Origin of the sequence: Chryseobacterium aahli (assembly GCF_022699665.1) — a bacterium.
GTDB lineage: Bacteria > Bacteroidota > Bacteroidia > Flavobacteriales > Weeksellaceae > Chryseobacterium > Chryseobacterium aahli.
Genome location: NZ_JALDNB010000003.1, coordinates 420,429 through 445,067, shown reverse-complemented (window position 1 = coordinate 445,067; position 24,639 = coordinate 420,429). Strand labels below are relative to the sequence as shown.

29 protein-coding genes are annotated in these 24,639 nt (G+C 35.0%); 24 read left to right on the top strand and 5 right to left on the bottom strand.

Annotation, left to right across the window (positions count from 1 at the left end):
- Positions 1 to 165 precede the first annotated feature (165 nt).
- From MQX03_RS08170 to MQX03_RS08160, 3 genes are all read left to right on the top strand, one after another.
- Positions 166 to 1,230, top strand: coding sequence for a carboxymuconolactone decarboxylase family protein (locus MQX03_RS08170; protein ID WP_242802481.1), 1,065 nt, complete (start codon positions 166 to 168; stop codon positions 1,228 to 1,230).
- Between the two features lie 328 nt (positions 1,231 to 1,558).
- Complete coding sequence (locus tag MQX03_RS08165) at positions 1,559 to 2,683, top strand: helix-turn-helix domain-containing protein (RefSeq protein ID WP_242802480.1); 1,125 nt, start codon at positions 1,559 to 1,561, stop codon at positions 2,681 to 2,683.
- A 158-nt stretch (positions 2,684 to 2,841) separates the two neighbouring features.
- Positions 2,842 to 3,888: a serine hydrolase domain-containing protein gene (locus tag MQX03_RS08160; RefSeq protein WP_242802479.1), complete on the top strand. Its 1,047-nt coding sequence runs from the start codon at positions 2,842 to 2,844 to the stop codon at positions 3,886 to 3,888.
- 419 nt (positions 3,889 to 4,307) lie between these two features.
- On the opposite strand, the gene MQX03_RS08155 is transcribed toward MQX03_RS08160, so the two are convergent.
- From MQX03_RS08155 to MQX03_RS08135, 5 genes are all read right to left on the bottom strand, one after another.
- On the bottom strand, positions 4,308 to 4,790 hold the full coding sequence (locus tag MQX03_RS08155; RefSeq protein ID WP_242802478.1) for a DUF6691 family protein: 483 nt from the start codon (positions 4,788 to 4,790) through the stop codon (positions 4,308 to 4,310).
- Between the two features lie 13 nt (positions 4,791 to 4,803).
- Entirely contained in the window at positions 4,804 to 5,367 is a 564-nt protein-coding gene (locus tag MQX03_RS08150) for a YeeE/YedE family protein (protein WP_242802477.1), read from the bottom strand.
- A gap of 23 nt (positions 5,368 to 5,390) precedes the next feature.
- Positions 5,391 to 6,803: an MBL fold metallo-hydrolase gene (locus tag MQX03_RS08145; protein WP_242802476.1), complete on the bottom strand. Its 1,413-nt coding sequence runs from the start codon at positions 6,801 to 6,803 to the stop codon at positions 5,391 to 5,393.
- A 227-nt stretch (positions 6,804 to 7,030) separates the two neighbouring features.
- Positions 7,031 to 7,825 (bottom strand): sulfite exporter TauE/SafE family protein, encoded by a 795-nt coding sequence (locus MQX03_RS08140; protein ID WP_242802475.1) that lies wholly within the window; start codon positions 7,823 to 7,825, stop codon positions 7,031 to 7,033.
- A 73-nt stretch (positions 7,826 to 7,898) separates the two neighbouring features.
- Positions 7,899 to 8,531, bottom strand: coding sequence for a Crp/Fnr family transcriptional regulator (locus MQX03_RS08135; RefSeq protein ID WP_242802474.1), 633 nt, complete (start codon positions 8,529 to 8,531; stop codon positions 7,899 to 7,901).
- A 109-nt stretch (positions 8,532 to 8,640) separates the two neighbouring features.
- Here MQX03_RS08135 and MQX03_RS08130 point away from each other — a divergent pair, with 109 nt between their 5' ends.
- The 21 genes from MQX03_RS08130 (at position 8,641) to MQX03_RS08030 (ending at position 24,639) form a co-directional block, all read left to right on the top strand.
- Positions 8,641 to 8,967, top strand: coding sequence for an ArsR/SmtB family transcription factor (locus tag MQX03_RS08130; RefSeq protein WP_242802473.1), 327 nt, complete (start codon positions 8,641 to 8,643; stop codon positions 8,965 to 8,967).
- 103 nt (positions 8,968 to 9,070) lie between these two features.
- Positions 9,071 to 9,544, top strand: coding sequence for a DUF6428 family protein (locus MQX03_RS08125; RefSeq protein WP_242802472.1), 474 nt, complete (start codon positions 9,071 to 9,073; stop codon positions 9,542 to 9,544).
- Positions 9,545 to 9,622: 78 nt separating this feature from the next.
- Positions 9,623 to 9,772 carry a hypothetical protein gene (locus MQX03_RS08120; RefSeq protein WP_242802471.1) on the top strand — a complete coding sequence of 50 codons (150 nt, stop codon included), beginning with the start codon at positions 9,623 to 9,625 and terminating at the stop codon, positions 9,770 to 9,772.
- Between the two features lie 114 nt (positions 9,773 to 9,886).
- Positions 9,887 to 10,522: a LysE family translocator gene (locus MQX03_RS08115; RefSeq protein WP_242802470.1), complete on the top strand. Its 636-nt coding sequence runs from the start codon at positions 9,887 to 9,889 to the stop codon at positions 10,520 to 10,522.
- Between the two features lie 2 nt (positions 10,523 to 10,524).
- On the top strand, positions 10,525 to 10,665 hold the full coding sequence (locus MQX03_RS08110; RefSeq protein WP_242802469.1) for a hypothetical protein: 141 nt from the start codon (positions 10,525 to 10,527) through the stop codon (positions 10,663 to 10,665).
- Between the two features lie 4 nt (positions 10,666 to 10,669).
- Positions 10,670 to 11,467 carry a PhzF family phenazine biosynthesis protein gene (locus MQX03_RS08105; RefSeq protein WP_242802468.1) on the top strand — a complete coding sequence of 266 codons (798 nt, stop codon included), beginning with the start codon at positions 10,670 to 10,672 and terminating at the stop codon, positions 11,465 to 11,467.
- A 173-nt stretch (positions 11,468 to 11,640) separates the two neighbouring features.
- On the top strand, positions 11,641 to 12,039 hold the full coding sequence (locus MQX03_RS08100; protein WP_242802467.1) for a YybH family protein: 399 nt from the start codon (positions 11,641 to 11,643) through the stop codon (positions 12,037 to 12,039).
- 85 nt (positions 12,040 to 12,124) lie between these two features.
- Positions 12,125 to 12,664, top strand: coding sequence for an NADPH-dependent FMN reductase (locus MQX03_RS08095; protein WP_242802466.1), 540 nt, complete (start codon positions 12,125 to 12,127; stop codon positions 12,662 to 12,664).
- Positions 12,661 to 13,104 carry a GNAT family N-acetyltransferase gene (locus MQX03_RS08090; protein WP_317224565.1) on the top strand — a complete coding sequence of 148 codons (444 nt, stop codon included), beginning with the start codon at positions 12,661 to 12,663 and terminating at the stop codon, positions 13,102 to 13,104. The genes MQX03_RS08095 and MQX03_RS08090 overlap by 4 nt, the downstream gene beginning before the upstream one ends.
- 10 nt (positions 13,105 to 13,114) lie before the next feature.
- Positions 13,115 to 13,627 carry a ClbS/DfsB family four-helix bundle protein gene (locus MQX03_RS08085; protein ID WP_242802465.1) on the top strand — a complete coding sequence of 171 codons (513 nt, stop codon included), beginning with the start codon at positions 13,115 to 13,117 and terminating at the stop codon, positions 13,625 to 13,627.
- Positions 13,628 to 13,817: 190 nt separating this feature from the next.
- Complete coding sequence (locus MQX03_RS08080; RefSeq protein WP_242802464.1) at positions 13,818 to 14,954, top strand: helix-turn-helix domain-containing protein; 1,137 nt, start codon at positions 13,818 to 13,820, stop codon at positions 14,952 to 14,954.
- A gap of 90 nt (positions 14,955 to 15,044) precedes the next feature.
- Complete coding sequence (locus MQX03_RS08075) at positions 15,045 to 15,584, top strand: DUF3575 domain-containing protein (RefSeq protein WP_242802463.1); 540 nt, start codon at positions 15,045 to 15,047, stop codon at positions 15,582 to 15,584.
- A gap of 260 nt (positions 15,585 to 15,844) precedes the next feature.
- Positions 15,845 to 16,318 carry a Dps family protein gene (locus tag MQX03_RS08070; protein WP_242802462.1) on the top strand — a complete coding sequence of 158 codons (474 nt, stop codon included), beginning with the start codon at positions 15,845 to 15,847 and terminating at the stop codon, positions 16,316 to 16,318.
- Between the two features lie 57 nt (positions 16,319 to 16,375).
- Positions 16,376 to 17,071 (top strand): LytR/AlgR family response regulator transcription factor, encoded by a 696-nt coding sequence (locus MQX03_RS08065; RefSeq protein ID WP_242802461.1) that lies wholly within the window; start codon positions 16,376 to 16,378, stop codon positions 17,069 to 17,071.
- A gap of 248 nt (positions 17,072 to 17,319) precedes the next feature.
- Positions 17,320 to 19,530 carry a hybrid sensor histidine kinase/response regulator gene (locus tag MQX03_RS08060; RefSeq protein WP_242802460.1) on the top strand — a complete coding sequence of 737 codons (2,211 nt, stop codon included), beginning with the start codon at positions 17,320 to 17,322 and terminating at the stop codon, positions 19,528 to 19,530.
- Positions 19,531 to 19,533: 3 nt separating this feature from the next.
- Complete coding sequence (locus MQX03_RS08055; RefSeq protein ID WP_242802459.1) at positions 19,534 to 20,085, top strand: antibiotic biosynthesis monooxygenase; 552 nt, start codon at positions 19,534 to 19,536, stop codon at positions 20,083 to 20,085.
- 532 nt (positions 20,086 to 20,617) lie between these two features.
- Positions 20,618 to 21,175, top strand: a complete 558-nt coding sequence (locus tag MQX03_RS08050) for a hypothetical protein (protein WP_242802458.1) — start codon at positions 20,618 to 20,620, stop codon at positions 21,173 to 21,175.
- Between the two features lie 439 nt (positions 21,176 to 21,614).
- Entirely contained in the window at positions 21,615 to 22,661 is a 1,047-nt protein-coding gene (locus tag MQX03_RS08045) for a cupin domain-containing protein (protein WP_242802457.1), read from the top strand.
- 26 nt (positions 22,662 to 22,687) lie between these two features.
- Complete coding sequence (locus tag MQX03_RS08040; RefSeq protein ID WP_242802456.1) at positions 22,688 to 23,422, top strand: M17 family peptidase N-terminal domain-containing protein; 735 nt, start codon at positions 22,688 to 22,690, stop codon at positions 23,420 to 23,422.
- Between the two features lie 46 nt (positions 23,423 to 23,468).
- Positions 23,469 to 24,173, top strand: a complete 705-nt coding sequence (locus MQX03_RS08035; protein ID WP_242802455.1) for a YoaK family protein — start codon at positions 23,469 to 23,471, stop codon at positions 24,171 to 24,173.
- A gap of 4 nt (positions 24,174 to 24,177) precedes the next feature.
- Entirely contained in the window at positions 24,178 to 24,639 is a 462-nt protein-coding gene (locus MQX03_RS08030) for a redoxin domain-containing protein (RefSeq protein ID WP_242802454.1), read from the top strand.

Sequence of the window (24,639 nt, the reverse complement as noted above, 5' to 3'; positions counted from 1 at the left end):
AAAATCAGTAAAAATGGTAAAAACATCCGTGTTCTGTATAAATCTACTTCAGCTTAAGTGTCTAACTTTGTATCAGTTAAAATATTTATGAAAGATTTCATCTCTCATAATTCAATTAAATTTCCAAAAAAATATCAAAATACTAATTTTTAAACCCACAAGATTATGAAGAACAAGAAATTTCATCAGCTCATCTATTTTTTCATTTTCTTATTAATTTTTAATTCGATGACTGCACAGGATAACAATCAAGACAATCAGGTTTTAAATTCACATCAGCAAAGTATGGCTTCCATTGCCGCACTGACTGCAACAGGAAATTTGGAACAATTAAAACCTGCCTTAAATACCGGACTCGATGCCGGATTGACCATCAATGAAATAAAAGAAGCCTTGGTACAATTGTATGCCTATTGCGGATTTCCACGAAGTTTAAATGCGATCAACACTTTAATGGCAGTTGTCGAAGAAAGAAAATCTCAAGGAAAAAAAGATATTGAAGGTAAAGATGCTTCAGCCGTATCTGTAACGGATAAATACAAATCAGGCAAAGATAATCTTCAAAAATTAACAGGTAAAAAAGAAACGGATCCCGAAACAGGCGCTGCCGCTTTTGCTCCTGCAGTCGATACTTTTTTGAAAGAACATTTGTTTGCCGACATTTTCAATCGTGATGTGTTGAATTTCCGCCAGCGAGAATTTGTAACCATCTCAGCACTTGCCGCAATGCCCGGAGTTCAACCACAGCTGAAAGCGCATCTCTTGATGGGCAAAAATACAGGAATTACAGATGCCCAGCTTTTGGAACTTACAGCTATTATCGAAAAAGTAGCAGGAAAGACACAAGCCAATGTTTTAAGAAATACCATTGGTCAACCTTCTGTGCCAATTATTGAACCTGACATGCTGGTGAGAATTTCTGAAATCGAAATTGTTCCGGAATACTTGGAAGAATACAAAACCATCCTTGAAAAAGAATCTTCGGAATCGGTAAAATTGGAATCGGGAGTCATTGCAATCTATCCTATGTTTCAAAAGGAAAATCCTTTACAGATAAGAATAATAGAAATATACGCCAATCAAAAAGCCTATAAATCTCATTTGCAGACACCCCATTTTCAACATTATAAAACCACAACCCTCAAAATGGTTAAATCCTTAAAATTGGTAGATATGACCGCTTTAGACCCAAACACAATGCCTCTTATTTTTGATAAGATTGGAAAGTAATTCTAATACAAAAAACACCATTGGATTCAACTGATTTCAGAACATTAAAGATTTTAAATAAAAATACGGCTGATATAGTATAATTATTAAATATCATATAGAACATTTAAAATATTGTCAATATCTTTTATTAATTGGTTTGAGTATAGTCCTGTCGTGTTCACAAACAGCCAAATGGCGCCAACTAAAGACAGTTGGCGCCATTTTTATTTAATGAGAATAATTGTTTTTAGGTGATGAAAACATAATCAAAATACAATATTTGAAAAATGATTATTAACAATCATTTTTTTTTGTTACTTAAATCCTATTTTTACAAAAAGATCAAATGGACAAACTAAGTTTTCTGGAAGTTATTGCAGCGATTGCCGTTTTTGTATCGCTGCTGCTTTCTGTTTTTTTATTAACGGTAAAGACAGAAAGAAAACTAGAAAACAGATTATTTGCAGCGTTCCTTATCATTAATGCCATTGATATCAGCGGAATTTTTATGCATCTTTTTGTTGATAGCTACAATCTGAAAGCTTTCAAAATATCTGCTTACTTATTGGTAATGCCTCTTTTCTATGTGTACGTTAATGCCGTTTGTTATTCTGATTTCACCTTAAAAAGAAAGCATTTACTCCATCTTATTCCTTTCATTGTTGCCAATTTGATTTTAGTTCCAAGACTTTATCTGGCAGAAGGAGCTGCTAAACAAGATTTCTTTACAACGATGTGGCACTCCCCTGAAATGTTTTTTTATCAAATAATCGGAGAGCTGCAGTATTTTTTTTATATCGTTGGCGTATTTTTTATCCTTAAAAAATACAAGAAAATTTATCTTGAAAACTACACGAATCCCAACACCATGTTATATAAATGGCTGTCACAGCTTACAGTGATTTTCTTAGTCATCCATTTATGTATTATTTTTAAAAACATAGTAAGATATACAGAGCATAGAGATCTATTTATCTGGCTGAATATTGTTGCGGGAACAGTATTTTTATTGGCTGCCTGCTGGTTTATATTAAAGGCATTAAATTATCCTGAGCTTTTTCGCAGAATTGATTCTACCCTACAACCGACAAAAGATTTTGCTGAAACGCTGGAAACTGAAAATACAACCAACGAAACAAAACGTTTGCAGATCGAACAGCTTAAAAAATTTATGGTTGAAAAAGAGCCCTTTTTAGAACCTTCATTAACGATTCAGGAACTGGCACATCAGGTGGAAATTCCCGTTCGTGATTTGTCTGTTTTAATTAACCATCACATCAATCAGCATTTTTTTGATTTCGTGAATGAATACCGGGTTAAAAAAGCAATGACGATTCTAAAAGATCCCACAAAAAAAGAGGTAACAGTTTTAGAAATCTTATATGAAGTAGGTTTCAATTCAAAATCTTCTTTTCATACTTCATTTAAAAAATACACGAATCAAACACCAGTAGCATTTAGAAACAGCTGATAGTTAACCAATTGTAAATAATCGAACTTTGATTTGTAGATAATCGGACTCATTTTAATGAATAAAATGAGTCCGACTTTTTTTACACGGACTTTTTTCAAGACTCTCTACAGCATATTTGCATCAGATTACGAATATCAAATAAAAATTTAGAAGCTATGAAATATTTAATCCCTATTTTATTTTTTGTCTTACTTGGGTGTAAAAGTGCTCAACAAATCAATAAACAAAATGTTGAAAATGCGATTACAAAAAATGCGCTTCAGTTATTAGAAGACAAGAGATTTCATTCTGTTTCCGTTGCAGTTTTTAAAAATGGGAAATCCACCATAAAACATTTTGGAGAATTAACGATTGGAAAAGGAAACAAACCCAACGATTCTACACTTTATGAATTAGCTTCTGTAACTAAAACTTTTACAGGTTATATAGCCGCTAAAGCCGTACTTGATAAAAAAATAAATTTAGATGATGATATTAGAATCTATCTTAACGAACCTTATCCCAATTTAGAATTCAAAGGTGAACCCATAACAATCAAACACCTCATCACCCATACAAGTGGATTCCCTAACATGCCCATAAAAAGCGAAAATAAAAAGGCTTTTTTTGAAGGATTAAAAGAAATTAAAATTGAAACGAAACCAGGAAAAGTATATTTCTATTCAAACACGGCTCCAGAGTTGACGGCATATATACTTGAAAAAGTGTATCAAAAACCTTTTGAGGAATTGGTAACTGAATTTGTTTTGAAACCAAATAAAATGGACCAAACCAAGTTTACACTCAATGATAATGACAAAACAAGATTGGTAAAAGGCTATAACGATAAAAATGAATTAATGCCTAATTTCAACAGAACTTTATGGGGCGGAATTTCAGGATTGCACTCTACGATTACGGATTTAGTGAAATATATGAAATTGCAACTAGACCATTCCAATCCTATTATAAACGAATCTCATAAAAAATTACATAAAGAAGGTTCAGATTTTTGGGAAGGCTATCATTGGTACATCATAGAAAATGATAATCAATTAATTTATAGACATCACGGAGGGATATACGGAATGCAGAATTGGTTTATGATTTATCCTAAACAAAATATAGGCATATCCATATTGACAAACACCAGCTTTAACGAAACAGGAAAAATTTTAGAAAAAGTAGTTGATAAATTGTATAATGACATCAATGTAAAGTAAAAAACAAACAGCACATAACAAAAGAAAGTTGAACACTTTTTATCAGTATTATTGCTGTTGCAAACTTTCTTTATTGCGTCGTGACATTAGGATTATTGATTAAATATTATTCTTTCCTCACAATGTTAGGAACAGCCTATTTTTTGACTTAAATAATAATTATTGCCTTACTTGGTTTTGTTGAACTTAAAATGGCGAGATCAAGAATGTAACAGATAAACTACTTTAAAAATTTCACAATATTCATCTTATAAATTTTGCCAATTGGAATTTGGTAATTCGAAATAAATATAATGTTTCCTTCAACACTATTAATCTGCTTTGGAGCAACAGCAAATGATTTATGAACTTTATAATATTTCATTTGCAAAATTTCCCACTTAATGATATTACAATTCTTTAAATGGCATTCTAAAAAATTAATGCGGTAACTTATCTCTGAAATATCCATAGACCCAAGTTCCGAAAACAGCACTCAGCAAAGTAATAATAACAGCAAAAGCTCCTGTTCCAATCTGTGCGAATAAAGGTCCCGGACAAGCTCCTGTAATGGCCCAGCCAAGACCGAAAATCAAACCTCCGTAAATTTGCCCTTTGTTAAAAGTTTTAGGAGCAATTGAAATTTTTTCTCCGTAAATGGTTTTTATTTTAAATTTTTTGATGACCCAAACGGAAATCATTCCCGTTAGAACTGCGCTTCCAATCACGCCGTACATATGAAAAGACTGCAAACGGAACATTTCCTGGATTCTGAACCAGCTGATAATTTCAGCTTTCACAAACACGATTCCGAATAAAATTCCTACCAAAAGGTATTTCAAATTGTGATACCATTTGTGCTGAAGATGGCTTTCGTTGGTGCAAATACTGTCCTGATGACGTATATCTTTTTCTTTTGTCATTTTTAAATCAATTTTAAAGTGAAAGAATGATGGGCAAAATCACATTTGCCATTAAAAAACCGCCGATCATAAAACAAATCGTTGCTACTAAAGACGGCCATTGCAGATTGGAAAGTCCCATTATGGCGTGTCCGCTGGTGCAGCCTCCTGCGTATCGGGTTCCGAAGCCAACCAAAAATCCGCCGACAACCATCAGAATGAATCCTTTTAACGTCAATAAACTTTCAAAATTCATCAGTTGTGTCGGGACAAGATTGCTGTAATCTGTAATCCCATAGGTTGCCAATTCTGCTTTAAGGTTTGGATTGACTTTAATTTCTCCAGGAATCATCAGTAAATGAGCGGCAATCATTCCTCCGAAGAAAATTCCGAGGACAAAGAATAAATTCCAGGATTCTTTTTTCCAGTCGTATTTGAAAAAACTCACGTTTGCCGGAATACAGGCTGCGCAAATATGTCGCAATGACGAACTGATTCCGAAAGATTTATTGCCTAAGATCAGCAAAGCCGGAACGGTAAGACCAATCAACGGACCAGCAATATACCACGGCCAAGGTTCTTTTATGATATCTAACATTAATTTACTTATTTAATTCAAAATTACTTCAAAACTTTACTTTGACAAACGAAATCACTTTTGGGAACATTAGTTTGTGCGATTGCATTAAATCCACCTCCAATTTCGGTAAAATTTCGGTAACCTCTTGCCAGAAGAATGCTCGCCGCCATCATACTTCGATAACCACCTGCACAATGAAGATAAAAATGATTGGTCGGTTCAATATGGTTAATCCATTTATTGATGTAAGCTAAAGGCTTATTGTAGGCTTCATCGACGTGTTCCGCTTCATACTCACTTTCTTTTCGTACATCAATAATTTTCACCTCTTTATTTTCAATTTCCTTTTCAAAATCTGTAGCAGAAATTCGATGAACTTTGTCAATTTCTTTTCCGCTGTTTTTCCAGGCTTCAAAACCACCTTTCAGAAAACCCAAAACATTATCAAACCCTACTCTGCTAAGTCTCGTGACCGTTTCCTCCTCATTATTTTCATCGGTAATTAATAAAATCGGTTGTTTTACATCTACAATCAGAGCTCCGACCCAAGGTGCAAAATCTCCGTCTAATCCGATATTAATCGACTGGGGAACAAAACCTTTCGCAAACTCATTATTATTTCTTACATCAAGAATCAAAGCTCCGGAAAGTTCTGCCATTTCCTCAAATTCTTCAGGAGAAAGTGCGTGAAGACCTTTTGACAAAACCTCATCAAAACTGTCGTAGCCTTTTTTATTCATCCCTACATTCATCCCGAAATAGGCAGGCGGTGGAAGAAGCCCGTCTGTAACAGCTTTTATGAAGCTTTCTTTATCCTTTTGGTTCAGTGCATAATTGGTTTTCTTTTGATTACCAAACGTATCAACCGTTTCTTTCTGCATATTTTTACCGCAAGCAGAACCCGCTCCGTGCGCAGGATAAACGATAATTTCATCGTTCAAAGGCAGAATTTTTTGGTATAAACTTTCGTAAAGAAGTCCTGCCAATTCTTCCTGAGTCATATTCGCCGCTTTTTGAGCCAGATCCGGGCGACCAACATCGCCGAGAAACAAAGTGTCTCCACTGAAAAGTGCTTTTTCCTTTCCGTTTTCATCAATTAATAAAAAAGAAGAGCTTTCCATTGTGTGTCCCGGCGTGTGCAGAACTTTTATTTTGATTTTCCCCACTTCAAAAATCTGATTATCTTCGGCAATAATCGCATTAAATTCTGGGTTTGCCGTTGGTCCATAAACGATTGGCGCATTTGTTTTTTTACTTAGATCAACGTGGCCACTCACAAAATCTGCGTGAAAATGGGTTTCAAAAATGTATTTGAGTTTTGCATTGTCTTTTTCCAGTCTTTCGATGTAAGGCTGGGTTTCTCTTAAAGGATCAATGATCGCCGCATCACCATTTGAAACAATGTAATAAGCTCCCTGAGCCAAACATCCTGTATAAATCTGTTCTATTTGCATTTTGATATTTTTATTTAATTTTAATTTGATACAAATTTCCGGGTTTGAATTTTGTTGTACAGCTACTTTTGTTACATAAGAGTTTTAATTAATTATCTCCTATTTTGAAACACCAAATGATTGCAGCCCGACTTGAACGGAGCTCTTTTTGTAAGGAGGAACGACGAGCAAAAAAGCGGGAGTGGAAGGCGGATAAAGCTGCCCAAAAATTATTGATTGTTAGATATTTAAAAGAAAAGTTCCTTAATGATAATGTAAATTCCCATCACCAGAATAAACCAGCCGAATGCAGGTTTCAGTTTTTTACCATCAATTTTTTTGGATAATTGCGAGCCAATGATAATTCCAACGATGGCAATTGCGGTGATGGTTGATAATAAATTCCATTCGATTTTGACGTGATTCATTGATGAAAAAAATCCGATCAGAGAATTTAAAGAAATGATGACCAGAGAAGTTCCGATGGCAGTTTTCATTGGCGTTTTCAGAAGATTGACCAAGGCAGGAATAATCATAAATCCGCCTCCTGCTCCTACCAGACCTGTCAGAATACCAACTACAGAACCTTCAGCTACTGCCAAAGGTGTATTGTTATTTTGTGAAGGGATTGTTTCTATTTTTAATTCTACACTTTTCCGTATCATTTTGTAGGAAGCGGTAATCATTAATCCTGCAAATAGTAAGAGAAGAAAAATGTCTTTGGTCACAATAAAATCCCCTATTCTAAAGACTTCATCAGGAATTAATGGAAGAAGAAAATTTCGGGTAAGAAAAATAGAAATGATTGATGGAACGCCAAAAATAAATGCCGTTTTGAGATCGACCAATCCTTTTTTAAAGTAAGAAAACGAACCTGCCAAACTGCTGATTCCGACAATGAAAAGTGAATATTCTGTTGCCAGAAAAGCGTCAATTCCGAAGAGATAAACCAAAACCGGAACGGTAAGAATACTTCCGCCACCGCCTATTAATCCTAAAGAAATACCTATAAAAACCGATGCGATATAACCAAAAATTTCCATTCTACAACTTTTTATGAAGCAAAAATGGAAATATAATAAACGACATACCGCTACTTTTGTTACATAGGGAAAATTAAATAGAATCTGAAAGGATAATTTTGTTTCTACCTAATTTTAATTTACCGGAATCTTCCAGCTGTTTCAGAAGTCTTGACACCACTACTCTAGCCGTACCAAGCTCATTGGCAAGCTGTTCGTGAGTGATTACGATGGTTTTAGATTGGGAGATTTCAGATTTTTTATAGAGCAGATTGAGTAATCTTTCATCTACTTTTTTGAAGGCAATCGCATTGATAATATCGAGCAATTCTTCAAAACGTTTGTGATACAGCCTGAAAATATAATCCAGCCATTCTGGATATTCTTTGATGAATAATGTAACTTTATCCATTGGTAAAAACAAGATCTCAGAATCTTCCTCCACCTCGGCCTTTACAATACTTTTCTCATTGTGCATCCCACCAAGAAACGACATAATGCAACTTTCACCGGTTTTGATATAATAGAGTAAGATTTCGCGACCGTCTTCTTCCGTCCGGATGACTTTTAACAATCCTTTCATTACAATAGGTATCGAGCGTATGGAAGCATTTTCATCTAAAATGATATCGCCTTCGTGGTATGTTTTCAGAATACCGTTTTGGTAAAGTTTATCAGTTAATTCCTTAGAAGAACTGAATTCGGAAGAAATTATATTGGGATTCATTATGTGAAAATATACTACGAATTTACATTAATTTATAAATTTTCAATTTTACATCATTTAATTTTTTTTACAAATAAAACATATCGTAATATTGCAATATTAAATCATTATGGGAGCTACAAAGACCGATCATTTTACAGATCAACAAAATAAAATAGCAGTGATATCAAAAGCATTGGGGCACCCTGCCAGAGTTGCTATTATAGAATATCTGCTCAAGGTAAATACGTGTATCACTGGAGACATCGTTAATGAATTACCTTTGGCGCAACCCACCATATCCCAGCATTTGAAAGAACTGAAAAATGCCGGTTTGATAAAAGGTAGCATCGAGGGTAATTCAGTATGCTACTGTATCGATGAAAATACTTTCGAGATACTGAAAGATTACTTTTCAAAAATCATTAATACCGTTACTGATCAGAAATGTTGTTGATGCATTTTTTTACTCTTAATCATCGCAATATTGCATTAATACAATATATTTTTAGACTTTTAAATCGCTTCCATTAAATTAAAAACAATTAAAACAAAATAATATGACACTAGAACAAATAAAAGAGATCTTATCAACATTGGAGAATGTAGAGTTTCAATTGGAAGACGGCACTTTTGTGCCTGAGCATTTCCACGTGACGGAAGTCGGACAGATTAATAAAAAATTCATCGATTGTGGCGGAGTGATTCGTGAAGAATCAGTGGTCAATTTCCAGTTATGGAATGCAGACGACTATGAGCACAGGTTAAAACCCGGAAAACTGCTTAATATTATCAAACTTTCTGAAGAAAAATTAGGGATTGAAAATAATGAGATCGAAGTGGAATATCAAAGCAATACCATTGGCAAATATGATCTGGAGTTCAATGGGAAAGTTTTTGTTCTGAAAAGTAAGACCACTGCTTGTCTTGCTCAGGATGCTTGCGGAATTCCTTCGGAAAAATTGAAAAAGAATTTGGCGGAACTACCTGTTAATAGTGCTAATACGTGCAAACCTGGCGGAGGCTGTTGCTAAATCAATTTCTATATAGAAGCATTCGACAAAAGATCGCATTGGGAAATCGGTAGCAAAATAAGTGGCAAAGCACCTTTGTTGAGTACAAAAGATATTGCGATGTTTTCTGGCCTTCAACAAGATTTTGACATCACAAAGGCGAGAACAGAATTAGGTTTCAGTCCCAAGAATTCGAAACAAGCAGTAACAGAAGCAATGAAATATTTACAAGAAAACAAAACCATTTAAACTGATACAGAATAAATTCAGCTTTTGTACTAAATTTGACGTAAAAAATTCTAATTGTACATCTGCTTAAAGCTGAAAACACATACTAATCATTATAAAATACAAAACTAAAATATGATTCCATTAAATGACATTTTGATTTTTGCACTATCTGCTTTGGTACTTGTTATCAGTCCGGGCCCGAATATGATTTATTTGATTTCCCGTTCTATAACGCAAGGCAGAAAGGCTGGTCTAATTTCGTTGGCAGGCGTTGTTTTTGGTTTTATGTTTCATATCGTTATGGTTTCCTTTGGGCTTACTGCGGTACTTTTTGCGGTACCATTTGCTTATACAACATTGAAATCATTAGGCGTTATTTATCTTTTGTACTTAGCTTATCAGGCAATAAAACCAAACAGCAAAAATATTTTTGAAACAAACAAAGACTTGCCTTACGATAAGCCTGGCAAACTATTCAGCACTGGTTTTTTAACAAATGTGCTCAATCCGAAAGTTGCAGTATTTTATTTATCCTTTTTTCCGCAGTTCATCAAGACAGAATATGGTTCTATAATGACGCAGAGTTTACAACTTGGGGTAGTACAAGTTGTAATTAGTTTTACAATCAACTTTATTATTGTACTAACAGCCTCGAGGGTGGCACTATTTTTTGCCCAAAAACCTTCTTGGGTAAAAGTACAAAAATGGTTTATGGCAAGTATTTTAACCGGACTTGCAATTAAAATGGCTTTGTCAAAAGCTAAATAGTAATGATAAAAAATGACCTTAAAACCTTCAATGTTTTAAAAGATGATGAAATTGGAAACCTCATTCAACTATCCGCTAAAAAAACGTTAGAGGGAAACGAGTGTGTCAACCTGAACATCATTGAAAATGCACAAAAAAAATAAAGAAATGAAAACATATTTTGTAGATTCTTTTACTAATCAAAAATTCAAAGGAAATCCTGCTGCGGTATGTATTGCCGAAAGCGATTTGAATAATGCAACTATGCAAAGCATTGCCTCAGAAATAGGTTTTTCTGAAACTGCATTTATAAAACAAATCACGGACAATACATATAGCATAAGATTTTTTACACCAAAGATTGAAATTCCATTATGTGGACACGCAACATTAGCATCATCAAAAATTGTTTTCGACACAACCTCATTTGATACAATAAAATTCATCAACAGTAACAATGTTGAACTGTTTATTGAGAAAGTGGAGAATAAAATAAAAATGCAATTTCCTGTTTATGAAACTGAAGAAATAGAAGTACCTCAAAAGATGCTAGACGCACTTGGAATCTCTGAAATTGTAAATACAAGATACAATACTAATAATAAAATAATTTTAATCGAAATTAAAAATGCAATAAAATTATCAAATTTGAAACCTGATTTTGCAGCATTGATAAATTCCTATACAGGAATAAACGGTGTTTTAGTAACAGCCGTTTCTGACAATGAAAATTTTGATTTTCATTACAGATATTTTTGGCCTTGGGCTGGAACCAATGAAGACCCAGTAACTGGCAGTATTCAAACTTTTTTGACAAAATATTGGGCAACAAAATTGAATAAAACAAAATTGAATGCTTATCAATCGTCGTTGAGAACGGGAACAATGAGTACTGAACTTTTACAGAACAACGTTTCAATTTTAGGAGAAGCAGTAACCGTACTTGAAGGGCAATTTATTTTATAACTATTTTAATAGAAACCTTAAAAATATTGTTTAACAAAGATTTAAGGCAATTAAAAAAATGAAATCATTAATCAAACACTTGATAATTTCGGTGAAAATCTTTTAAATGCCGAATATCCAACCGATAAATCTGGCAGATAGCTACAAACAATTATTCAACAAACAAAAAAATAATGACAGAGAAATTTGACAGAACCGTTCCAGCAGAAGCAGTAAAATATTTTCGTAATTGTATTTTAAATGGGGACTTACAGGGAGTGTTGAGTTGTTTCGACGAAGATGCAATTTACATTGAGAGAGACGGGAAAGAAATTTCCGGCTTACAAAATATTAAAAAATCAATGGTACATCTTTGCACTTGGAAACCGCAAATAATTGGAAGCAAACATAAAGTAACGATTGTAGGAAACCTTGCTATTTGGATTGACAAATATTCATTAAAAGCAATAATGCCAGACGGAAATCCTATCGAAATGAGTGGCGCAACAAGTTGTATAATGAAGAAAAACGACAAAGGAATTTGGTTGTGGTTAGTGGATAATCCATTTGCAGGAGAGGTTTTTGAAGATTAAACATTTGCTTTTCCCTACTTAATTTAAAGCCCTAAAACCTTAGTGGTCATTATGCCCCCAAAGACAAAAAACCTACAGAAGTAAAATGATAGAAAAGAAAAACATTTTAGCAATTATTGGAAGTGCCAGCGAAAATTCTTCAAACCTAAAACTTGTTGAACAAATTGCAGTGTTGACAATCGATAACTTTGACTTGACAACTTATAACGACCTAAAACTATTGCCTCATTTTGACCCTGAACTTACGGTAAACAATCCACCAGAACAAATTATTGAACTCAGAAAAAGGATTGAACAAGCGGACGGAATAATTATTTGTACACCAGAATATGTTTTTAGTATTCCAAGTGGACTGAAGAATGCAATTGAATGGTGCATTTCGACAACAATTTTTTCGGACAAACCTATTGGACTGATAACAGCTTCTGCAAACGGACAAAAAGGACACGAAGAACTGCAACTTATAATGAAAACTGCTATGGCTAAATTTACTAATGAAACAAGTTTGCTAATTCAAGGTATTAAAGGGAAATTTGACCAACAAGGCAATTTAATTGACAGTGAAACTAAACTACAATTAGACAAATTTATTAGTGCTTTGATAAAGTTAATAAACGAGAAATAAACAACGAACTGCCTACATCAGTTGCTGGAAAGACTGTCATCAACACTAAAAAGTTTAATTTTGGATGTTGGTCCGAAGTTTCTCCCATCATTTATGAAGATTGCATTTCAAACAGCATTCACGCAACACAGTCTTTACCACAATGGTATCTACTTGAAAAAGAGGGAGAAATAATTGGCTGTGCAGGATTGATTACAAACGATTTCATCAGTAGAATGAATTTGTATCCTTGGGTTTGTGCGATTTACATTGATGAAAACCACAGAGGCAATGCTTACGGTTCATTACTTTTAGAAAAAGCAAAAGAAGACACAAAATTAGCCGGATTTAAACATTTGAACTTATGCACAGGCCACACAGGCTATTATGAAAAATATGGTTTTACCTACATCGGGCAAGGTATCATCCATGGGAAGAGCAATTGCGAATTTATCAAATAGAAGTATAAAAATGGCTGTTCCAACCAATAAAGAAGAATTACAAAAAGCAATTGTTGAAAATTTTTCCAAATTAAATAAAGAATTATCTACAATTCCTTCCCATATGACCAACCTTCAAGAATTGGAAGGGCATTCCAAAGGAACATTAATGAGCATCAATAATTTGGTGGCTTATCTTGTCGGTTGGGGAGAATTGGTTTTGAAATGGAACAAGAAGATAGATAATAAAGAAATTGTTGATTTTCCCGAAACTAGTTACAAATGGAACAAACTTGGAAAACTTGCCCAAAAATTCTATGCAGATTATAAAGATGATGACTTCAATATTTTAACTGAAAAATTGAACAAAACCGTTGAACAGATTTTAGAATTGATAGAAAACAAATCGAATAAGGAACTTTACGAAGTAAGCTGGTACGAAAAATGGACTTTGGGAAGAATGATACAATTCAATACCGCTTCCCCTTACACCAATGCAAGAGGAAGAATTCGCAAATGGAAAAAGGGACAAAACATAAAATAATACTAGAAAAATAAACATAGTCGTATCATTTTTAAAGAACCTCATCAAACCTAAATCAAAAGAAATTGCTTAGTTTTGCGAAGTTTAAAACAAAAAAAAACTATTAGTATAAATATAAATTTGTTTTTATCAATTCGTATGAAAAAGCTATATTTAAACGATAATATTCCAAAACAACTTTCATAAAAAATTGATTTATACAACACTTTTAAATATTGCAATTTTCCAGGGAATCATCTTAGGCTTAGTCATTTTAAAGTCTTCTCTATTCAATAGTCAATCAAATAAATATTTAGCCTACTTACTATTTACACTTTCAATTAAATTACTGACTCATGTTTTTGAGATTCAACAGGTATTCACCTCCTACCCTCTTCTACGTTTTATAAACAACATCGAGTGGGTATTTCTAATACCTACTTTCCTATTCTTATTTATTAAAAACAGGACTGATACCACTGGAAAAAGCAAACTAAAAAACTATTGGTATTTTATTCCATTTGCCTATTCCGCTGTTCTTAACATTATAAATGATCTTGATTATGTTGCTGGGATTTATACTATTCCTGAGTCAGGCATCGCTGTAATCAGCATACTTGGTTTGATTCATCTTTCTTTAGCCGTTACATTTATCCCATTTTTGCCTATTTACTCTTATTTCATAATAAGACATTTAAAAGATTCACAGGAAAAAAAATGGATAATTACCTTACTTACCTTTGTTTCTTTATTGTTGTTTGTTTGGCTTATTACCGCTCTAGCGGGTTTACTTTTAAACTATGACATTTCTTCTACTATGAGTGTATTGGCTTTATGTGCAACATTCGTCATTCATTGGATTGCTTATATTGGTATTTACAAATATAAATTGGCCAAAAATAAAGAGGCTATCTACAATTTTTTAAATAATGATTCGGCTATTTCGCATCCCAATCTGCAAATTGTACAGAATAGTACACCACTAGAATATAAGGAATCTATCACGGCAGATAACCTTTATTTTCAAAAACTTGAGCTGCTCTGCAAAGATGATCACATTTATACCGACAGTACATTAAACAGAGAAAAAGTAGCTGAAAAATTAGGCATAAGTGCAGGATATGTTTCACAAATTGTAAACACGATAACAGGAGATAATTTTGCCCATTATATCAATCAATATCGCGTGGAAGCTGTCAAAGAAATGATATCAGATCCAGAATATGAAAACTATACTTTGTTGACAATGGGATTAGAATCTGGATTTACATCAAAAACGACTTTTTACAATGCCTTTAAAAAAGTTACCGGTCAAACACCCAATGAATATAAAAACACCACCAAATAAGTACCATTTTCTCCAGTTTTAAGCTTTTGAAACCCGTTCTAATTTGAATTATTTGAGTTTTGCACTTAAATAATTCAAATTAACTTTTTTATGAAAAAGAACTTTTTACTACTCATCATTTTGTTTGTTTTTTGCTCTGTCAATGCTCAAAATGAAACTGACGCAAATCCTTATCAGAAGAACAATGAAATTAAACTGAATCTTATCTCGCCGTTATTCGGTGCTGTGGAAGCAGGTTTTGAACGGCATCTCAACAAAAACTCATCACTGGGGATTTCTGCATTTTTTGTTTACGATGATACAAAAGATGAGGATACGAATTACTACGTTTCCCCCTATTACAGATATTATTTTGGAAAAAAATATGCTTCTGGATTTTTTGTCGAAGGATTTGGAGCATTCACTTCCATTGACGGAAAAAAAATATATGCAGCAGACCAAATAACATTCACTGAAAATAAAGATGTTTATGATGTTGTGCTGGGTGCTGGTCTTGGCTATAAAATAGTCACAAAAAAAGGATTGGTTTTTGAAGCCAACGCAGCTTACGGAAAACTTTTGTTCAATGCAGACAAAACTGATCATACTGTGGTTGCAAAGTTTGGATTGAGTATTGGCTATCGATTTTAAAATCAGCTATATTTAAAAACTAAGGCATAACAAGACTTTTGCTTGTGGTGGATAAATTACAAAACTGAAGAATGAAGAAAATCCTGACGAGAGTTGGGATTTGTTTTTGTAAATGTTTACCAATACATAGAAATCATTTTTCAGCAATTCCACCGACCCTTTTTGCCCGTTCACCGAAAAATCCATCACTTTCATAAGATTCCTGCAGACCTTTACACAAGAATTAGAGCAATAAAGCTTTAAACTTAAAATCTTATCTTATGAAAACTCACATCGGAATTACAGAAAAAAACACAGAAGCTGTTGCAGAACAATTGGCAAAATTATTAGCTGACGAAACTGTACTTTACATCAAAACCAGAAACGCCCACTGGAACGTGACTGGCGACAATTTCCACGCCAACCACATTTTCTTCGAAGAACAATACAAACAATTGGATGAATTGATCGACAGCGTTGCAGAACGTCTAAGAAAAATCGGACATTACGCACCCGCAACAATGAAAATGTATCTTGAGCTGACGCATCTTACAGAATACAGCGAGAGAACCAATGACGGATTGGGCTTCATGAAAGACCTTTTAAAAGACCACGAAAGCATCATCGATTTTCTAAGAGGAAATGTGACGCCTTTTGCAGAAAAATACAAAGATTACGGTTCCAGCGACTTCATCACAAGCCTGATAGAAACGCATGAAGAAATGGCCTGGATGATTCGTTCTTACTTTAGATAATTGAGAAAATAAAAAAAGGAATAATTATATTTGTGTCAACCATAATAAACTATTCCTATGAAAGCTTTAATTGTCGATGATAATGACATTGCAAGAACAACGTTGGCGCATTTGGCAAAGCAGATTCCGAATCTTACAATTGTCAGCGAATATTCTAATGCGATAGAAGCTTATAATCATTTGCAGACCAATCAGATTGACTTGATATTTTTGGACATCGAAATGCCGGAAATGACCGGAATCGAACTCACAAAAAACCTTTCCGGGAAAGATATCATCATCATTTTCACGTCATCCAACAAAGATTATGCACTCGAAGCTTTTGAACTCAATATCGCAGATTACATCCTGAAACCAGTGATGCCTGCGAGATTTTTACAGGCAGTTAGCAAAGCGCAGTCGATTTTGGACAGCAGAAAAGAAGATGTAGAAGTCACCAAAGACGAGTTCCTATTCGTCAGAGATTCCAATATCACAAGGCGTTTGAAGCTAGACGATATTTTTTATGCGGAGGCAATGGGCGATTACGTGAAGTTTTACACAAGAGAAAAAATGTTCGCCATCCACGGTAAAATGAAAACTGCCGAAGAGCGCTTACCCAAAGACCATTTCATAAGGGTTCATCGCTCTTACATCGTTTCTATCGGCAAGATAGATACCCTTCAGGACGGCGGAATTATGATCAACGGAAAATTCATATCCGTTGCAGATGCTTACCGAAAGGCACTCAACACTAGGATGAATGTTTTTTAGACCTGATTAGGTTTTATCTATTATTTGGGCAGCTTAATCCGCCTTCCGCTCCCAATCTTTTTTGCACACGATTTCAGTCTAAATAGAACTTGAGAACAAGCAAAAAAGGATTTCCGCTCAAGTCGGGCTGCGACAATTCAACGTTCCAATTCGACTGTAAAAATTCCCCTCCCTTGGAGGGGTGGCGAAAATTCAAAGAATTTTTGACGGGGTGATTAATCACAATTTTAAAATAAGTACAAACACTTATGAAAAATACATCTTCAGTAATGGGCAATAAACGCTTTGCATACTTGATTGTTTTGACATTCATTGCAGGTTCTATATTGTTGATTGCCGTTCAAATCAATTCAGCAAGAAATACGAAAGAGCTCATCAAAAACAACAATATCCTTCTGCACGAACTGAGTTCCAGCAACCACTTACGAGAAATCGACCGTGATATTTTAGGCGTAGAAAGTAGAATAAGAGCTTCAATTGCAACGAACGACACAACACACTTAAATGGGGTGGATCAAAAAATCGATGAGGTAGAAAACTTCCTAGATTCTCTTTCAAAAGACAATGCAGATGCTGAACAGAACAAGCTGATAAAAAGATTGGGCGTTCTGGCAATGGACAAAAAAATCGTCAAAGAAAAACTTTTGCATCGCTACCATTCAATCGGAGATATGGATGACCAAACTTCCATCGCCAATCCAAGAGCAAGAAAAATATCGAACGAAATCACAGACATTACCGCCAAGATTTATAAAAGTCGCCGACTTCAAATGGCAGACCTCAGCAAAAAAAATGCAGAAATGGGAAGTAAGGCCAAACTTTACGACATTTCTCTACTCGCCTTATTGGTTTTAAGTGGTTCTATCATTGGTTACCACATCATCCGACAGTTCAAAAGACAACATTTATTAATCAAAGAATTAGACGTTGCAGAGAGAAAAGCTTCAGTCGCCGCACAAACCAAAGAAAACTTCCTTGCCAATATGAGCCATGAAATCCGAACACCTTTGAGCGGAATTTTGGGCTTTACCAACCTTTTACAGAAAAGACCTTTGGATGAGACTTCAAAGGAATTTGTCTCGTCAATTCAACGGTCGGGAGAAAATCTAATGGCCATAATTAATGATATTTTAGATTTATCAAAAATTGAAGCCGGAATGATGCGCATCACACCCGGAATATTCAGTATCAATGGATTGGTAAATTCTGTCGAAACATTTTTTGTTGAACGCGCCAAAGAAAAAGGATTAAAAATTTCGAGCAAAATAGACACTTCCATTCCGGATACTTTAATCGGTGATGCTACGAGACTGACGCAAATCTTGGTCAACCTCATCGGAAACGCCATCAAATTTACGCATCATGGAAGCATTATTATTGAAATTTACAATAAACAACAATCTGAAAACGAAGTCATCATCGCCTTCAAAATTTCGGATACCGGAATTGGAATTGATAAAGAAAAACTGAACGAAGTTTTTGAAAGATTTAACCAAGGCGAAGATTCTACAACCAGAAATTACGGTGGAACAGGATTAGGTTTATCCATCGTGAAAAGCCTGATATTACTGCAAAACGGTGACATTGAAGTGACAAGCGAACAGGGAAAAGGAACGACTTTTCATTTTTACATTCCTTACACAATTGCGAAAGAACAACTTAATCTGGTTCCTAAAATTGATACAGATTATTTTAAAGATATAACAAATTCGCCTTTGAAAGTGTTAATCGTGGATGATAATGCAATCAATCAAAGTCTGATGAAACATCTTCTATCACAGTGGAACATCGATTTTGACACCGCAAATAACGGCTTGGAAGCAGTGGAATTTCTCAGAAACAACGACTGTGATTTGGTTCTAATGGACATCCAAATGCCACAAATGGACGGTTATGTTGCCACACAAACAATCCGTGAAGAACTGAAATTGAACACACCCATCATCGCAATGACAGCGCACGCTTTGGCGGGCGAACGCGAAAGATGTATGAGCCGTGGAATGAACGAATACATTTCTAAACCCATTAAGGAAGAAGAATTATTCAAATTAATCTCCAATTTTGGATTGCAGGAAAGTCATCAACAAGAAATAAAAATCGAAAAAACTCAGCTCAAATTTCAATACATTGATTTGACTTATATGCAATCAATAAGCGGTGGAGATACTTCTTTCGAAAAAACAGTAACTCAACAATTCATTGATAATATTCCTCAACATCTGGAGCAACTTTCCGCAGCTTATCAAAATCAGGACTTTACAACGGTAAAACTGAGAGCGCACGATTTGAAATCGAGTGTTGCGATAATGGGACTTCTACCCTCTTTGGAAGAAAAACTGAATGTGTTGGAAATGACAACAGAACAGAATTCAATATTGAAAGAGGATTTGGATGAAGTAAAAAGTATCATCAAATCTGCACTTGAAGAAGCGAAACAATTTTTGAATCAATTAAATTAAATTATGGAAACCCAAGGCGCATCTGTGGTGATTACCCATCACGTTCTCGACGGAAAACAGGCTGAATATGAAAAATGGCTGGATGAAATTCTGCCCGTTTCCAAAGGCGCCAAAGGTTTTATCGACTGGCAAATCGTCCGCCCTATTCCGAATCTGACTTTTGTTTACACAGTGATTATCCGTTTTGATACGATTGAAAATCTCAGAAACTGGATGGAATCTGATACCAGAAGAAAATTGATTGACAAAGCCCATCCATTATTCACAAAAGAAGATAATTACGAAATCAAATCGGGTCTTGATTTTCTATTTTATGGTGAAAAATCGGATGTTAAAGTTCCGGTTCGCTGGAAACAATATTTGGCAACTTGGTCAGCAATTTATCCTTTATCGTTGTTGATGCAATTGCTGTTATTGCCTTCTTTACGATTAATGAATATTCCTGCCAATCGGTATTTTGACACGTTCATTAGTACCGGATGTTTGGTGTTTTTAGTAATTTTCGTTGTAATGCCGAATTATACGAAGCTGATTAGGAAATGGCTTTATAAATAATTTTAAATCTGATATTAAGTAAAATCCGTCTCAAGCTAAATTGGGTCGGATTTTTTGTTTAAAGCTTTTCTTAAAAAACAACTCATTTAAACTAAAATACAACTTGTATTCTTTCTAAACGAACTGTTTAGACTAAAACACACTTTATATTTCTTCAAAACAACTTGTTTAAACTAAAACACAATTTGCGTTTTCTCCAAACAATCTGCTTCAGACAAATATACTTTGCAGTTTGTTTCCCGCAACTTGTTTGAAACAAAATAAATTTGACGGAAGTCTCCAACAGTCTGCGGGAAACCAATCAACTTTTACTTTTGTTTAAATCAACTCTGTTTGGAACAAAACAACATTGCAGTTTCTTTCCCGCAACTCGTTTGAAATAAAACAACTTTTATCACTTGAATATTACAATCGTATTTTTCTCATTTAACGACATTTTCTGCCTATTCATCGAACACCAATTGATTTTGCACTGAGTTGCTTGTAGCTTTACATCATCAAATTAATACAAACAATTTAAATCAAAAAAATTATGGAAATCCTACAAACCCCAGAAAACGCACTGTCTCATTCTACAGTTACAGCAATCATCAATGCTCCAATCGAAAAAGTTAACATCGCAGATTGGCTACTTAATCTTCCTGATGCAGAATATCAACGTTGCTCCACTCAGCACATCGGTGCGGCAATCTCTTCAACTTACGAGGGCGAACCGGTTTCATTAAATGTTGAAACCATCGGAGATGCATTGATGGTTCAGCATTATGTTGCCGTTGTTCACCGTCCGGATTACTGCAGAATGTTATCAATTTCAGATTCAATTACACAAAATGGCCGTACCAAAGTTCAGGTTTTATGGGAACTGAAAGCTACAAAAATTGATGATAACACCACGTTGTACACCAACGAAATTCACGCAACCGCAACACCTGAAATGTTCGAATATTTAAAACAACACAATATAAATCTTGCTGATGCCGCCGCTTCCAGACAAGCTGCATCTGACACTCACAATCACGAAGAAACGCCCAACTTTGCAAAAAGTATCGAAAACAAGGCGTTGACAGGTAAATACAATCAGCCTTTTTAAAAATCAACACATTATATTTTATTAAAATCATTGGAGTTTTCCAGTGATTTTTTTGTTTTGTTTCCCACGGTTAATTTAAAATAAAACAACTTTTACTTTTTTTAAAACAATTATTTGAAACCAAACTACTTTGTGATTTTTTAGGTAAAACTATCCCATAGGGATTAGCTGTTAATAGATAAATAGACGCAGATATATTAAAGCTTTGTAAGAGCCAATAATTATCAGGTCGTTCCTACGGAACTCGTCTCAATTAATATGTCATTCTATTAACAGAATGCTCTTTCGGAGCTGAAAAAATACTATCATCGGATTATTCATAAAACTCACCGACTCATTTTGCCTATTCACCGAAAACCACTTCAAAACCATAAGATACCGCGGTAGCTTTACAGTAGAAATAAAGACAAACTATCATTAATCACAAAAACTTATCATTATGAATACTGCATCACTTAGCTTCAAATACGAACTTGAAAAAAAAGAACCAAGAACCAACGACGGCGGAACTACAAGAGGCGCATCTGTAAAAGATTTCCCTGCTTCTATAGACATTGCAGGTGTTTCTATGAGACTGCAACCGGGAAGTATGCGAGAATTGCACTGGCACGCCAATGCCGCAGAATGGGCGTATGTGATTTCAGGAACCGTTCGTACAACGATTATCCATCCGGACGGTCACAGCTACACAGATAATTTTGAACCAGGCGATGTCTGGTATTTTCCAAAGGGTTACGGACACTCGATTCAGGCGACGGGAACAGAAGAATGTCATTTCATTTTGATTTTTGATAATGGTAATTTTTCTGAAGACCATACGTTCAGCGTGACTGATTTTGTTTCAAGCGTACCTCCTGAAATTGTTGCTCAGAATTTGGGTTTAACTTTAGAAGAAGTGGCTGCTTTGCCACAAAAAGAAGCATATTTCGCTGCGGGAATTGTTCCGGATGAGATGTCTTTCGTTGCTGAAGCTCGCCCAAATGAATCTGATATAGAATTGACAAGTTTTCACCGTTATCCGTTGCATTCTCAACAGCCGAGAATTGTTCCGGGTGGAGGGTTGCAGAGATTGGTAACGAGTAAAGAATTTCCTATCAGCAGTACTATGTCCGGTTCTATTTTGGAATTGCAGCCGGGCGCTTTGAGAGAAATGCACTGGCATCCAAATGCGGACGAATGGCAATATTTTATTTCAGGACAAGCGGAAATGTCGGTTTTCTTAGCAGAATCTACTTGCGTTACTGAGCAGTTTAATGCGGGAGATGTTGGCTATGTGCCGATGGGAGCCGGACATTACATCAAAAATACAGGCGACACAGTTTGCAAAATTCTAATTGGCTTTAACAGCGGACATTATGAATCGATTGATTTGAGCCAATGGCTTTCCGGAAATCCGAAAGATGTTGTAATAACGAACTTTGGGTTGAAAAAAGGTGAAATTGAGAAATTCCCGACCGAGAAAGTTTTCATTCAGCCTGAGAAATAATATTTAATCTAATAAATCCTAATATTATGAAACTTTTAAACATCAAAAAAGCAGTACAAATTGGTTTATTAGCAGCAATAATTTCTGCAACACCACAAATGTATTTCGCACAAACTACAGTACAGACAACACCCGCAAACACTTCTAAAATCTGGGGAAAAGTTGACGGAATCGCCATCGAAGGAATGGTACAGGGACCTTCGACAGAAATTGCGCCTCTGCAAATCGCCTGCGTTTTTGAATATACAGAAGGTGATATTTTTAATTCGCCACCCACTTTACCCGAAGCTGTGAACGGAATGGTACATCTTGACAAAAGTCTAAACGGCATCATCACAGAACTCAGAAAATCTGGAAGATTTGCAGGACATTCCTTGGAAACATTAATCATTACGCCTCCTTCAGGAACCATCGGAGCAAAGAAATTATTGCTTATCGGTTTAGGCGACCGAAATCAATTCAAACCCGAACTGATGCAGCAAGTTGCCAGTGTCGGAATGGAAGAAGCCATAAGACTGGGCGTTACAAAATATGCTTTTGCAACCGACCTGAAAGATGCAGGAATAGATTCCCCAACCGCGGAAGTTGCAAGATACGGCGTGACCGGAGCGATTAATGCTTACAGAACCCAGGTTTATTTGAAAAGTAAAAAGATGTCTGTATTTAAGCCGATTGAGAAAATAACATTACTTGCGGGACCAGCATTTTTTACAACTGCAGGAGAAGGAATTACGAAAGCTATTGCAGCTTTTAATAAGTAAATTATTTATCAATAAGTATTAGAATCAATTCTTTCAATCTTTCAAAATGGAAACGCCATTTATTTCTTCAACAGGCATTACTAATTCATCTGAGTCAATCAGAATACAAGAGAGATTAGCCATATTTTTAGCTTTGATTGCAGGCTACATCGATGCAACAGGATTGATTCAGTGGAAAACGTATGTCTCTTTTATGAGTGGAAATACCACTTCACTGGGAGCGGCAATTTCAACGGGGAAATCTGCAATCATTATTACCTCAATTACAGTCATAAGTTGTTTTTTAATAGGAATTTATGCCGGAACCTGTCTTTCATTATGGAAGAGAATTAAGAACCAAATATTAACATTTTATATAGTTTCCGGAATTTTCATTTTCTATTCAATTATTGCTTATTTTTATGATATCAATAATTTGTTATCCATTGCAATCGTCGGATTTTCAATGGGAATGATGAATACGATTGTGACTTCCGTTGGAAACCAAAAAGTGAATACGGACTTTGTGACAGGAACTTTGAACAGCTTGGCAAAGAACACCGCAATGCTAAGTATGACGGATGATAAAGCGGAAAAAATAGAATATAAATCCAATGCGATTCATCTTTTATTTTTATGGATTGGATTTTTATCAGGTGCATTTATTGCTCCTTTCCTACTCGATTATTTTGGAAAATGGACTTTGATGATTCCTGCTTTATTGCTGATGATTTGCGGATTATTGATTTCAAAAGATAACTTTAAAAACTAATATTATGTTACAGAAAAACGATGTTGCCCCAGATTTTACATTGTATGCAACGCCAGACCAGAAAATTAAACTTTCAGAATTTAAAGGAAAGAATGTCATCCTCGCTTTTTATCCCGCCGACTGGAGTCCGGTTTGCAGCGACCAGATGGCTTTATACAATGAAACTTTGAAGTTTTTCAAGAAATATGATGCAGAGATTTTCGGAATTTCTGTAGACAGCAAATGGTGTCATCTTGCATTTTCGCAATCAAGAAATTTACATTTTCCTTTACTCGCAGATTTTGAAGCGAAAGGAGAAATTGCTAAAAAATATGGTGTTTATGACGAGGAAGAAGGTGAATGTAAACGTGCACTTTTCGTCATCAATAAAGATGGCATCATCGAATGGAGTTATCTGTCACCAACGGCCATCAATCCCGGAGCAGACGGAATTTTAGATGCTTTAGAAACCCTTAACACAAAATAA

Bases quoted from the DNA above. Each gene is read 5' to 3' on its own strand.
- MQX03_RS08070 (WP_242802462.1), top strand. From the start codon at position 15,845: ATGAAAACTCACATCGGAATTACAGAAAAAAACACAGAAGCTGTTGCA.
- MQX03_RS08145 (WP_242802476.1), bottom strand. From the start codon at position 6,803: ATGCAAATAGAACAGATTTATACAGGATGTTTGGCTCAGGGAGCTTAT.
- MQX03_RS08170 (WP_242802481.1), top strand. From the start codon at position 166: ATGAAGAACAAGAAATTTCATCAGCTCATCTATTTTTTCATTTTCTTA.
- MQX03_RS08165 (WP_242802480.1), top strand. From the start codon at position 1,559: ATGGACAAACTAAGTTTTCTGGAAGTTATTGCAGCGATTGCCGTTTTT.
- MQX03_RS08040 (WP_242802456.1), top strand. From the start codon at position 22,688: ATGAAACTTTTAAACATCAAAAAAGCAGTACAAATTGGTTTATTAGCA.
- MQX03_RS08150 (WP_242802477.1), bottom strand. From the start codon at position 5,367: ATGTTAGATATCATAAAAGAACCTTGGCCGTGGTATATTGCTGGTCCG.
- MQX03_RS08135 (WP_242802474.1), bottom strand. From the start codon at position 8,531: ATGAATCCCAATATAATTTCTTCCGAATTCAGTTCTTCTAAGGAATTA.
- MQX03_RS08065 (WP_242802461.1), top strand. From the start codon at position 16,376: ATGAAAGCTTTAATTGTCGATGATAATGACATTGCAAGAACAACGTTG.
- MQX03_RS08130 (WP_242802473.1), top strand. From the start codon at position 8,641: ATGGGAGCTACAAAGACCGATCATTTTACAGATCAACAAAATAAAATA.
- MQX03_RS08075 (WP_242802463.1), top strand. From the start codon at position 15,045: ATGAAAAAGAACTTTTTACTACTCATCATTTTGTTTGTTTTTTGCTCT.
- MQX03_RS08030 (WP_242802454.1), top strand. From the start codon at position 24,178: ATGTTACAGAAAAACGATGTTGCCCCAGATTTTACATTGTATGCAACG.
- MQX03_RS08100 (WP_242802467.1), top strand. From the start codon at position 11,641: ATGACAGAGAAATTTGACAGAACCGTTCCAGCAGAAGCAGTAAAATAT.
- MQX03_RS08125 (WP_242802472.1), top strand. From the start codon at position 9,071: ATGACACTAGAACAAATAAAAGAGATCTTATCAACATTGGAGAATGTA.
- MQX03_RS08055 (WP_242802459.1), top strand. From the start codon at position 19,534: ATGGAAACCCAAGGCGCATCTGTGGTGATTACCCATCACGTTCTCGAC.
- MQX03_RS08105 (WP_242802468.1), top strand. From the start codon at position 10,670: ATGAAAACATATTTTGTAGATTCTTTTACTAATCAAAAATTCAAAGGA.
- MQX03_RS08160 (WP_242802479.1), top strand. From the start codon at position 2,842: ATGAAATATTTAATCCCTATTTTATTTTTTGTCTTACTTGGGTGTAAA.
- MQX03_RS08095 (WP_242802466.1), top strand. From the start codon at position 12,125: ATGATAGAAAAGAAAAACATTTTAGCAATTATTGGAAGTGCCAGCGAA.
- MQX03_RS08050 (WP_242802458.1), top strand. From the start codon at position 20,618: ATGGAAATCCTACAAACCCCAGAAAACGCACTGTCTCATTCTACAGTT.
- MQX03_RS08110 (WP_242802469.1), top strand. From the start codon at position 10,525: ATGATAAAAAATGACCTTAAAACCTTCAATGTTTTAAAAGATGATGAA.
- MQX03_RS08060 (WP_242802460.1), top strand. From the start codon at position 17,320: ATGAAAAATACATCTTCAGTAATGGGCAATAAACGCTTTGCATACTTG.
- MQX03_RS08035 (WP_242802455.1), top strand. From the start codon at position 23,469: ATGGAAACGCCATTTATTTCTTCAACAGGCATTACTAATTCATCTGAG.
- MQX03_RS08140 (WP_242802475.1), bottom strand. From the start codon at position 7,825: ATGGAAATTTTTGGTTATATCGCATCGGTTTTTATAGGTATTTCTTTA.
- MQX03_RS08045 (WP_242802457.1), top strand. From the start codon at position 21,615: ATGAATACTGCATCACTTAGCTTCAAATACGAACTTGAAAAAAAAGAA.
- MQX03_RS08115 (WP_242802470.1), top strand. From the start codon at position 9,887: ATGATTCCATTAAATGACATTTTGATTTTTGCACTATCTGCTTTGGTA.
- MQX03_RS08155 (WP_242802478.1), bottom strand. From the start codon at position 4,790: ATGACAAAAGAAAAAGATATACGTCATCAGGACAGTATTTGCACCAAC.
- MQX03_RS08085 (WP_242802465.1), top strand. From the start codon at position 13,115: ATGGCTGTTCCAACCAATAAAGAAGAATTACAAAAAGCAATTGTTGAA.